The 11,126-nt window shown below is 68.5% G+C and carries 9 protein-coding genes; 8 read left to right on the plus strand and 1 reads right to left on the minus strand.

The window, feature by feature from the left end; genetic code table 11:
* Positions 1–32: 32 nt before the first annotated feature.
* The 8 genes from AC5Y6Y_RS06880 to AC5Y6Y_RS06915 all read left to right on the plus strand — a co-directional run bounded on the left by AC5Y6Y_RS06880 (position 33) and on the right by AC5Y6Y_RS06915 (position 8,594).
* Positions 33–389, plus strand: a complete 357-nt coding sequence (locus AC5Y6Y_RS06880) for a hypothetical protein (RefSeq protein WP_473139755.1) — start codon at positions 33–35, stop codon at positions 387–389.
* A gap of 127 nt (positions 390–516) precedes the next feature.
* On the plus strand, positions 517–2,232 hold the full coding sequence (locus tag AC5Y6Y_RS06885) for an alpha/beta hydrolase domain-containing protein (RefSeq protein WP_473139754.1): 1,716 nt from the start codon (positions 517–519) through the stop codon (positions 2,230–2,232).
* Positions 2,233–2,314: 82 nt separating this feature from the next.
* Complete coding sequence (locus AC5Y6Y_RS06890) at positions 2,315–3,850, plus strand: adenylate/guanylate cyclase domain-containing protein (RefSeq protein WP_473139753.1); 1,536 nt, start codon at positions 2,315–2,317, stop codon at positions 3,848–3,850.
* Between the two features lie 207 nt (positions 3,851–4,057).
* Positions 4,058–6,706, plus strand: coding sequence for a sensor histidine kinase (locus AC5Y6Y_RS06895; protein ID WP_473139752.1), 2,649 nt, complete (start codon positions 4,058–4,060; stop codon positions 6,704–6,706).
* On the plus strand, positions 6,703–7,134 hold the full coding sequence (locus tag AC5Y6Y_RS06900; RefSeq protein ID WP_463825941.1) for a roadblock/LC7 domain-containing protein: 432 nt from the start codon (positions 6,703–6,705) through the stop codon (positions 7,132–7,134). Before AC5Y6Y_RS06895 ends, AC5Y6Y_RS06900 begins: the two co-directional genes overlap by 4 nt.
* Positions 7,110–7,478, plus strand: coding sequence for a DUF742 domain-containing protein (locus AC5Y6Y_RS06905; RefSeq protein ID WP_463825942.1), 369 nt, complete (start codon positions 7,110–7,112; stop codon positions 7,476–7,478). The genes AC5Y6Y_RS06900 and AC5Y6Y_RS06905 overlap by 25 nt, the downstream gene beginning before the upstream one ends.
* On the plus strand, positions 7,459–8,028 hold the full coding sequence (locus tag AC5Y6Y_RS06910; RefSeq protein ID WP_463825943.1) for a GTP-binding protein: 570 nt from the start codon (positions 7,459–7,461) through the stop codon (positions 8,026–8,028). Before AC5Y6Y_RS06905 ends, AC5Y6Y_RS06910 begins: the two co-directional genes overlap by 20 nt.
* 5 nt (positions 8,029–8,033) lie before the next feature.
* Complete coding sequence (locus tag AC5Y6Y_RS06915; protein ID WP_473139751.1) at positions 8,034–8,594, plus strand: pentapeptide repeat-containing protein; 561 nt, start codon at positions 8,034–8,036, stop codon at positions 8,592–8,594.
* Between the two features lies 1 nt (position 8,595).
* On the opposite strand, the gene AC5Y6Y_RS06920 is transcribed toward AC5Y6Y_RS06915, so the two are convergent.
* Entirely contained in the window at positions 8,596–11,124 is a 2,529-nt protein-coding gene (locus AC5Y6Y_RS06920) for an ATP-binding cassette domain-containing protein (protein ID WP_463825945.1), read from the minus strand.
* Positions 11,125–11,126 lie beyond the last annotated feature (2 nt).

The raw sequence follows: 11,126 nt of genomic DNA on the forward strand, positions 1-11,126 counted from the left end.
TCTGCATCGGTATCTAGTCGAAAGGGCGTCAAATGGCTCGTCACGAGGGCGGCAGGTGGGACGTAGGTGTCAAGAAGGGCGACGTTTATGTTGCGCGTATCTCCGAGGACGACGAAGGCCTATTCGAGGATCTGATCTCACCCGACGAAGCGCGGCATTTGATCGATCTGCTGACGAAGTACGCCGACAAGGCCGACGAATACGACCCTGACAAAGACGACGACAAAGACGACGACGACGACGACAAAGACGACGACGACGACAAAGACGACGACGATGACGATGACGACGATGACGATGACGATGACGATGACGATGATGACGACGACGACGATGAAGACGAAGACGATGATGACGACAAGAAATCGAAGAAGAAGAAGTCGGATTAGGGTCAGCTGCTGCGCCGGGTGACACCGGCGCAGCTTCTGCTCACCAAGAACTCTTTTAGAACTCTCCAAGGCCCCTGCAGAAATCTCGGTGTCAAGCAAGCCGACACCGAACCAGGGGGCACCGAGAATGACCGTCGAATCAGTGCAGGTGAACAGCGTCTACCCGCACACCGACAGCCGTTACGAGAACGTAGAGGCCACGGTTACCTTCGCCGTGGACCCCGCCCACCTGGCCAACGCGCGCATCGCCGACCTCGAGCTGGCCGCCCGCGACGCCGACGGCCTGGTCCGCTACGACGCGGACCTGCGCCTGATCCGCCCGGTCGACGGCGGCAACGGCAAGCTGCTGTTCGTCGTCCCCAACCGCGGCGTGCCGACCAACGCCCCCTGGCTCAAGGGCGGCTTCCTGCTCGACCGGGGCTGGACGATCGCCTCGTGCGGCTGGCAGTGGGACGTCCAGCGCGGGCCGGCCACCCTGGGCCTGACCGCGCCGCAAGCCGATGTCGAGCCCGGCTTCCTGCGCCTGGAGTGGCGCTCGGACAGCGTCAAGGACGACCACGTGCTCAGCTTCACCGCGCCCGAGATCGAGTCCATCCCCGGCGCCGACGTGCTGTTCAGGTTCACCGATTACCCGACCGTCGACGTCGACGACCCCCACGCCGTGCTGACCGTGCGCACCGCACCTGACGCCGAGCCGACCGTCATCGACCGGGACACCTGGCGCTTCACCGACGAGACCCATGTCGCGCTGGACGGCGGATTCCAGCCTTTCCGCTGGTACGAGCTGACCTACCGCACCGCGCTGGCCCCGGTCGCCGGCACCGGCCTGCTGGCCATCCGCGACATCGTCAGCCACCTGCGGGCCGACGGCATCGAGCACACCTTCGCCTACGGCGTCTCCCAGGCCGGACGGCTGCTGCGCCAGTTCGTCTCCGACGGTCTGAACGTCGACGAGGCCGGACTGCAGGTCTTCGACGGCGTCTTCAGCGACTTCGCCAGCGCCGCCCGCGGCCAATTCAACCAGCGCTACGCCCAACCCTCCGCCCCGGGCGGCAGCGGTCGCGGCAGCAACGACCCGCTGAGCAACGCCGATCTGCTGGCCGTGCAGCGCGCCCTCGGCGGGGTGCCGAAGACCATCTTCACCAACAGCGCCACCGAGTACTGGCAGGGCGACGGCGCGCTGGTCCACGTCGACCCGCACACCGGCCAGGACCTGCCCGAGGACGCCGACGTGCGCACCTACCTGCTGGCCGGCACCGACCACTTCGGCAGCAGCAAGATCAAGGACGCGCTGCCCGCGGCCAACCCGGTGCACCACCTCGACGTCACCCCGGTCACCCGCGCCCTGCTGATCGCCCTGGAGAACTGGGTCGTCGACGGCGTCGAGCCCCCCGCCAGCGCGGTGCCCCGCACCGCCGACGGCACCGCCGTCGCTCGCAAGGACGTGCTGTCACACTTCGGCTACACCAACACCCCGTCGCCGGCCTGGCTCCCGGCGGCGCGCCGCGGCCAGTCGCACGTGGACCTGGTGTCGGCGGTCGACCAGGACGGCAACGAAGTCGCCGGCATCCGGCTGCCCGCCGTCGCTGCCCCGCTCGCGGTGTACACCGGCTGGAACGCCCGCCAGTACACCCAGGACCTGCCCGACGTGCTCTACGAGCGCATCGGCAGCAAGCTGGCCTTCGCGCCGGGCCGGCCGTCGGTCACCGACCGCTACGCGACCGGCGACGACTACGCTGCGGCGGTCCGTGCCGCCGCCGAAGATCTGGTGGCACAACGGTTCCTGCTGGCCGACGAGGTCGAGTCGGTGATCCGCAAGACCGTCGCGCAGTACCCCGCTTAGCGATGTCCTGCCCAGCCCTGACTTTCAGCCTTCATTCTGATTGGCGGGTGCTGCGACGATGTCGCCGCTACGCTCACTGCTCGTGGCGGAAACGTTGTATGCGCCCTGCGGTGACCTCAGTCTCGCCTATCAGGTGGTCGGCGACGGGCCCGTTGACCTGGTCTGGGCCGGGTCGTTCGCCAGTCACGTCGAGTTGTATTGGACAATGCCCGAATTCGGTTCGCTGATGGAGAAGCTGGGCACGTTCGCTCGAGTCTTGTTGTTTGACAAGGCCGGCGTGGGGTTGTCAGATCCAGTGCCCAAAGTACGTACGCTCGACGAGCGTGCGACCGAGATCCAGGCCGTGATGGACGCCGCCGGATTCGAAACGGCCGCCCTCCTCGGGGTGAGCGAAGGCGGTCCGGCGGCCATCCTCTTTGCCGCAACGCGTCCGGAACGAACCCGGGCGTTGATCCTGACCGGTACGACGTCGTACTCCGTTACAGACGGGTGGGGCGACCTGGACTGTGATCCGGCAGAACTGCGGGCACGTATCTTGAGTGAGTTGGGCGAAAACTACACGCCATCGGTGGCATGGATTGCCCACAGCCAGGAATTCGGCCGCGCCGTCCGATATGCATGGGGGAGCGGGGCGGCACTCAAATGCATCATTTCGTCGGTCCGATCGACACGCCAGCTCGGAATGTTGGAGCGCATGTGCGCCAGCCCGGGGATGGCGCGGGCAACAGCGGAAGCGGGATTCCGGATCGACGTGCGGCCGATCCTGCCGACGATCACGGCACCGACACTCGTTTTCCACGCCCGCGACGATCCCGCGCTGCCCGTGCAATCGGGCAGATACCTAGCCGATCACATTCCCGGCGCACGCATGCTCGAGCTCGATGGAGCAGACCACGCGCCATGGTTCACTGAGCCGGACAGGATCGCGACCGAAATCGAAGAGTTGCTCACCGGCAGCCACGGCCAGACGGCACCGTCACGTCGTGCCCTGCGCACCGTGCTGTTCACCGACATCGTCGCCTCGACCGAACGTGTCGCGGCCACCGGCGACGAACGGTGGCGCGCGGTGCTGCAGCGCTTTGGAGCAGTCACTGCCGAACTCACCAGCCGATTCGCCGGCACAGTTGTCAAGAGCACCGGTGACGGCCACCTCATCACATTCGACGGTCCGACGCAGGCCATCCGCTGCGCGGAGATGTTGCGCCGCGATGCCGAGACGCTGGGAATCGAGGTCCGGATAGGTATTCACACCGGTGAGTGTGAACTGCTGGACCGCGATATCGGGGGGATCGCGGTTCACATCGCTGCACGCATTCTCAGCCAGGCTGGTCCCGGCGAAATCCTTGTCTCGCGCACCGTGCGTGACCTGGTCGTGGGTTCGGGAATTGGCTTTGAAGACCGTGGCAACGTCGAGTTGCGCGGAGTGCCCGGCAGCTGGCAGCTGCTGGAGGTCGCTCGCGGCGGCGCGCGCCCGGGATCGGTCGAGGCGGCACTGGTGTCAACACCCACCCCGGGACCCGGGGCGGCGATGCGCCGCTCGGACCGCGTCGCGGCCCTGATGGCCAAGCGCACGCCATGGATATTGCGTGGGATAGCCCGTTTCGGCGCTACCCGATAGAACGGTTTTTCCTGCTGACCGGCCCGTCGTCGAATCCGCTGCGCCGAACTTTATCTACTCAGTAACAATTATGGAGACCTCAGCTGCGGGCTGTCATACTCGTCGGATCGTCAGGCATTCCATTCGCGGCCAGCTGCCGGCGAATACAGCAGCAGGAAGTTCGATGAGCCTCTCGTTTCACTCGATGCCCCGGGAAAGCGCGCCCACGTGACCATGTTCGCCCGCCCGACCAACCAGGTCGCGGCGGTCCCGCCCGAGTTCGCACCCGCCCCGGCCGCCGCGAACGTGTCGGCCAAACGACCGCGGTCCTGGTCGCTGCGCAACTGGCCGGTGCGCTGGAAGGTCTTCGCGATCGCGGTGGTTCCGCTGGTGCTGGCGACCGTCTTCGGGGCGATGCGGGTCGAGGGCGCGCTGGCCAATTCGAACGGCTTGCGGCTGGCCGCGGCCCGGGCCGAGGTGATACCGGCGATCACCAAGTACATGTCGGCGCTCGACGTGGCGCTGCTGGCCAGCTCCACCGGGCGCGACGTGGAGGGTGCGAAGAAGAACTTCGCCGCCCGCAAGAACGAACTGCAGACCCGGTTGGCGGACACCGACGTCATACCCGATGTCCGGACCGGCGGGGACACCTTGCTCAACGGCGGGCAGGCCCTGCTGGACAAGGCGCTGAGCAACAGCCTCGGTCTGCGCGACCGCATCACCACCTACGCCCCCCTGCTGCTGACCGCCGAGGACGCGATCACCGCTTCGGTGCAGGTGGACAGCGAGCGGATCCGGTCCCAGGTGCAGGGCCTGAGCCGAGCCGTCGGCGCGCGCGGACAGATGACGTTGCAGCAGATTCTGGTCATTCGCGGCGCCGACCTGCCCGAGCCGCAACTGCGCAACTCGATGATCACCCTGGCCGGCACCGAACCGTCCACGCTGTTCGGGATGAGCGAAGTGCTCGGGGCCGGTTCACCGGATGCCAAGAACCTGCAGCAGCAGCTGGTCACCCGGATGTCGATCATGTCCGACCCGGCCAGCGACCTGGTCGAGAACCCCGACCTGCTGCGATCGATACAGACCACCCAGGGAATCGCCGAACAGGTCATCGGCAGCGCCACCGCGGAGGTGACCAGATCGGTGCAGGGGCAGGCCACCGAACGCCGCGACGCAGCCGTCCGCGACGCGGTGCTGATGCTGCTCGCCATCGGGATCGCGCTGCTGATCGTGCTGTTGGTGGCGCGTGCGCTGGTCAAGCCGTTGCGGATGCTGCGCGACGGCGCGTTGAAGGTGGCCCACACCGATCTCGAGGGTGAGATCGAACGGGTCCGCGCCGGCGCCGAACCCGTTCCCGAACCGTTGGCGGTGTACACCACCGAGGAGATCGGGCAGGTCGCCCACGCCGTCGACGAACTGCACACCCAGGCCCTGCTGCTGGCCGGTGACGAGGCGCGACTGCGGCTGCTGGTCAACGACATGTTCGAGACGATGTCGCGGCGCAGCCGTTCCCTGGTGGATCAGCAGCTGGCGCTGATCGACCGACTGGAACGCAACGAGGAGGATCCCGAGCGGCTCGACCACCTCTTCCGGTTGGATCACCTGGCCGCCCGGTTGCGCCGCAACAGCGCCAATCTCTTGGTGCTGGCCGACGCGCAGATCACCCGTGACCAGCGCGATCCGGTGCCCCTGTCGACCGTGATCAACGCCGCGGTCTCCGAGGTTGAGGACTACCGCCGGGTCGAAACCGGCGCGGTGCCCGACTGCACGGTGCTGGGCGCCACCGCCGGCGGAATCATCCATCTGCTCGCCGAGTTGATCGACAACGCGCTGCGCTATTCGCCGCCCACCTCCCCGGTGAAGGTGTCCGTCGTCCGCGGCAGTGAGGGCGGCGTCCTGCTGCGCATTGCAGATTCCGGGCTGGGCATGACCGACTCCGACCGGCGGATGGCGAACATGCGGCTGCAACCCGGCGGCACGCCGGAGCCGACCCCGGAAAACGCCCGGCACATGGGCCTTTTCGTGGTCGGCCGGCTGGCCGCCCGGCATGGGGTCCGGGTGGGGTTGCGGGGACCGGCCGGCAGCGAAGCGGGCGGTGGCACCACCGCCGAGGTGTATCTGCCGGTGACGGTGCTGGTCGGCGCCACACCGCCGGAGCCCGCCCCGCCGCCGCAGCGGCAGTTCTTCAAGGTGACGCCGCCGGCCGAGCAGGGCGCGGCCCCCGTGTCGCCGGCCGCCACCGGGGGGCAGCCGGTCACGGCGTTACCCCGCCGCAGTCCGGGGTCCAGCGGCATCACCTCCGACGCCGTGGCGGGGGCCGAGCAGCCGCCACCCAAGCAGAAGCGTCCGTTGCCGACACCGTGGTGGGAGAAGGGGCCGCAGCAACCGGTGACGCCGGCCCAACCGGCCGCGCCGCAACCCGCCACGGCCGCGTCGGACACCTCGGCGTTCTTCGCCCGGCGCCCGTCCCCGCCGGCCCCGCCTACCCCGAAACCGCCGCCGCCGGACCTCACGCCCTCGGGCCCGGATGACGACGACGTGATCTATCAACGGATGCTCTCGGAGATCATGGGCGACCCGCACGACCTGGTTCAGAGCCCCGACCTGGATTGGCAGACGGTGTGGGACCGCGGCTGGACCGCGGCCGCCGAGGCTGAGGACAAGCCGGTCGAGACCCGCACCGATGCCGGTCTGCCGATGCGCACCCCGGGCGCCCAGCTGGTACCCGGCGCGGCCGAGGCCGACGACCGCGAAGTGTCCAACGGCGGCTTGCACCGCAATCCCGAAGCGGTCCGTGCGTCGATCGGCAGCCACTTCAGCGGCGTGCGTTCCGGCCGGTCGCACACCTCCGGCGCCGAGGGGGGCGAGCAGCAGTGACGGTCCAATCGTCCTACAGTCCGCTGGACTGGCTGGTGTCGAAGTTCGTGCGTGAGGTTCCCGGGGTGGCGCACGCGCTGCTGGTGTCGGTGGACGGGTTGCCGGTCGCGGCCAGCGAGCACCTGCCCCGGGAACGGGCCGACCAGCTGGCCGCGGTGGCATCCGGGCTGGCCAGCCTGGCCACCGGCGCCGCGCAGCTGTTCGAAGGCGGGCAGGTGCTGCAGTCGGTGGTCGAGATGCAGAACGGGTTTCTGCTGTTGATGCGCGTCGGCGACGGGTCGCATCTGGCCACCCTGGCCATGCCGTCGTGCGATATCGGGCAGATCGGCTACGAGATGGCCATCCTCGTCGAACAGGTGGGCAATGTGGTGCAGTCCGCCCGCCGCGCCGAACCCGAGCCGCGATGGACGAACGCGACCCACCGCTAGCGCCGCCCAGCCTGGTCCGCCCTTACACTTTGACGGCCGGGCGCACCGGCACCGACGTCGACCTTCCGCTGGAGGCGCCGGTGCAGACGCTGCCGTCCGGGCACGCCCATGGGTGGCCCGCCGACGACGTGCGCGGCCGGATTGTCGGGCTGTGCGTGAGCAGCCCGTCCGTCGCCGAAGTGTCGGCCCGGCTGGATTTGCCGGTCGGTGTTGCGCGCGTCCTGATCGGGGATCTGGTCACCGACGGTTACCTTCGGGTGCACAGGACCTTGACCGACCGCTCGACCCGCGACGAGCGGCAGGAACTCATAGGGAGGACGTTGCGTGGTCTCAGAGCACTCTGAACACGGAACCGCGTCGACGAAGATCGTCATCGCGGGCGGGTTCGGGGCCGGCAAGACCACCTTCGTCGGCTCGGTCTCGGAGATCATGCCGCTGCGGACCGAGGCGATGGTGACCGACGCCTCGGCCGGCGTGGACATGGTCGAAGCCACCCCCGACAAACGCACCACCACCGTCGCCATGGATTTCGGTCGGCTGACCCTGGCCGAAGATCTGGTGCTCTACCTGTTCGGCACCCCGGGACAGCGGCGGTTCTGGTTCATGTGGGACGACCTGGTGCGCGGCGCGATCGGCGCGATCGTGCTGGTCGACCTGCGACGACTGCAGGACAGCTTCGCCGCCGTCGACTTCTTCGAGCACCGCCGGCTGCCGTTCCTGGTCGCGGTCAACGAGTTCGACGGTGCCCCGCGATATCCCGTCGGGGAGGTGCGCAAAGCGCTGACGCTGGCCGAGCACATTCCGGTGATCAGCGTCGACGCCCGCGACCGCCGGTCGGCCACCGACGCGCTGATCGCGGTGAGCGAGTACGCGCTGGCCCGACTGGCCAGCTGAGCGCGTTGCCTCCGCAGTGGACTGACCGCGAATTCACCGGCGCGGACTTCCGCGACGTTGACGACGGAGACCTCAGCCGGCTGCTCACCGAACGCGTGGTGTTCACCGAATGCGACTTCAGCGGCGTCAACCTGGCCGAGTCGCAGCACCGCGGATCAGCGTTTCGTAACTGCACATTCACGCGAACTACGTTGTGGCACAGTACTTTTGCGCAGTGCAGCATGCTCGGATCGGTGTTCGTGCAGTGCCGGCTGCGGCCGGTGACCTTCGACGAGGTGGACTTCACGCTCGCGGTGCTCGGCGGCAACGACCTGCGCGCCGTCGACCTCAGCGGGTGCCGGCTACGCGAGACCAGCCTGGTGGAAACCGACCTGCGCAAGGCCGTGCTGCGCGGCGCGGACCTGCGCGGTGCGCGGACGGTGGGCACCCGGCTCGACGAGGCCGACCTGCGCGGCGCTGCCGTCGACCTGTCGTTATGGACGACAGCGTCGCTGGCCGGCGCACGGGTCGACGTGCCGCAGGCGATGGCCTTCGCGCTGGCGCATGGGCTGCGGCTGGACGGCTGAGTCAGCGCTTGAGCCGGATCCGCCACCACACGATGCCCGAATAGACCACCGACAGCACGGCCAGCATCGCCATGTCGAACAGCCAGGCATCTTTGGTGTGCGCCCAGTGGCTGTCTTCGGGGCTGAGTGAACCGGGCACCAGCTCGCGCAGGTTCACCGTGGCGGCGGAGGCCGCATAACCCCAGCGCGCCGGGATCGCCCAGGACAGCTGGTCGAGGAAGATCCGGTTCGTCACCGGGATCATCCCGCCGGCCAGCACCAGCTGGAGCATCAGCGACACCACCAGCAGCGGCATGATCTGCTCGTTGGAGCGGGCCACCGACGAGAGCACCAGGCCGAGGATCGCCGAGGCCACGCAGGTCGCGGCGATAGTGGTGAACAGCTCGAAGCTGGGGTTACCCAGCACGAGGGCCTTCTGGGTGGGAGCCCCTTTGCCGACGATCACGATGAGCGTGGCGATGGCCGCCTGCAGCACCGCGAACACGGTGAAGACGGTCAGCTTGGCGCCCAGGTACGCCCAGGTGGACAAGCCGACCGCCTGTTCGCGTTTGAAGATCGCCCGTTCACCGATCAGGTCGCGGATGGTCAGCGCGGTGCCCATGAAGACGGCGGCGATGGAAAGCAACGTCAGGATCTGGGCAGCTTCGTCCGGGGTGTCACTGGTCGGTGCGGCCCGGCCGAACCCGGTGTTGCCCGGCACAGTCAGCGACAACCCGCCCAGGATGAACGGCAGCACCGCAAGGAAGATGAAGTACGCCCGGTCGGCGACCACCAGCCGAACCTGCCGGCGGGTGATCGTGGAGAACTGACGACGCGCGCTGGTGTGCGCCGGGGCACCGAGTTCGGCCGGTGCGGTCGCCTCCGCAGCCGGCAGCGGCTGATTCTGGGCCAGGAAGCGCCGATTGGCTTCGTCCGGGTCGGCGCCCACCTTGGCGAAAATGTGGGCCCAGTTCGTCGTCCCCATCACGTCGCCGATCTGGGCGGGCGGGCCCAGGTACGCCGTTTTGCCGCCCGGGGCCATCAGCAGCACCTGATCGCAGACGTCGAGGTAGGTCAACGAGTGCGTCACCACCAGCACCACCCGACCGGCGTCGGCGAGTTGCCGCAGCATCGTCATCACCTGCAGGTCCAGGGCGGGGTCCAGACCCGAGGTCGGCTCGTCCAGGATCAGCAGCGACGGTCCGGTGAGCAGCTCGAGCGCCACCGAGGCGCGCTTGCGCTGTCCACCGGACAGGTTGTCCACGCGGGTGTCGGCGTGCTTGGTGAGCCCGAGCTCGTCGAGCACCTGCGCCACCACCTGGGCGCGGTCCTCTTTGCTGGTATCGGGCGGCAGGCGCAACTCCGCGGCGTAGCTGAGGGCCTGGTTGACCGTCAGCTGCCGGTGCACCACATCGTCCTGCGGGACCATGCCGATCCTGCTGCGCAACGACGCGTACTGAGTGTGAATGTTGTGACCTTCGAAGGTCACGGTGCCCGAGCTGGGCGTGGTGTAACCGGCGATCAACCGCGACAGGGTGCTCTTGCCGGCCCCCGAGCCGCCGATGATCGCGGTCAGCGTCCCCGGCCGCGCGGTCATCGCGACGTTCTCCAGCAGCCGCTTGCCGTCGATCGCGAACACGATGTCCCGGACTTCCAGACCACCGGTGCGGGTCGCGGCTTCGGTGCGGCGCACCAGGACACCGCCGGTCAGCACCAGGTCGACGTTGCCGATGGTGACGACGTCACCTTCGCTGAGGATCGCCGACCCGATCCTGATTCCGTTGACGAATGTCCCGTTGACGCTGCTGTCGCGGATTTCAGTGCCCAGCGGCGTCTGGGACATGACTGCGTGATAGCGCGATGCCAGCACATCGGCGATGACGATGTCGTTGTCGGCCGCGCGGCCGATCCGGGCGGTTCCGCCGCCGGCTGCGGGGCGGCTGACCGGGGGACCCTGCGACACCGTGAGGGCCTCGGTCGGGTGGGCGGCCGGCGACTGCAGGACGGGTTGAGCCTGCTGGGTGGGTGGCTGCAGGGTGGGCTGGGCTTGTTGGGTGGGAGGCTGGGTGGCCGGCCCGCGCCGTTCGGGGGAGATGAGCGGAATGGCCGAGGTGCGTTGTGCGGCATCCCGCGGCGGCGCCTGACCGCCGGGTTGACGCATCGGCGGGGCTCCCGCGCCCACCGCGGCGGGATTGATCACGGCAAACCGCTCCGTCGGCGGCAGAACGCCGACGTTGCCGTGGTGGTGGCCGACCGCGAAGGTGACGCGGGGTCCATCCGGCCTGCCGAGGTTGAGCGCCTGGCCGTCCTGGATGTCGAGCGTCTGCATCCGGCGGCCGTTAGCGAAGAGCCCGTTCTGGGAGTTGTTGTCGATCGCGATCCAGCGGCCCTGGTCGAAACGCAGCACCAGGTGGGCGCGCGAGACGAGAGGGTGCGCCACCCGCAGATCGGCGCGCAGGTCACTGCCGACGATGACGTCCGATCCGGGCGCGAAGTCCCGGTGTGAACGCTCCGTGCGCACGGTCAGGACCGGTGATGAGGATGGCTGCATCA

Source organism: Mycobacterium sp. NGS24, assembly GCF_059813065.1.

What these genes read in the sequence shown, in the direction of transcription:
- AC5Y6Y_RS06880 (WP_473139755.1), top strand. Translation starts at nt 33, where the DNA reads ATGGCTCGTCACGAGGGCGGCAGGTGGGACGTAGGTGTCAAGAAGGGC.
- AC5Y6Y_RS06885 (WP_473139754.1), top strand. Translation starts at nt 517, where the DNA reads ATGACCGTCGAATCAGTGCAGGTGAACAGCGTCTACCCGCACACCGAC.
- AC5Y6Y_RS06920 (WP_463825945.1), bottom strand. Translation starts at nt 11,124, where the DNA reads ATGCAGCCATCCTCATCACCGGTCCTGACCGTGCGCACGGAGCGTTCA.
- AC5Y6Y_RS06905 (WP_463825942.1), top strand. Translation starts at nt 7,110, where the DNA reads ATGGACGAACGCGACCCACCGCTAGCGCCGCCCAGCCTGGTCCGCCCT.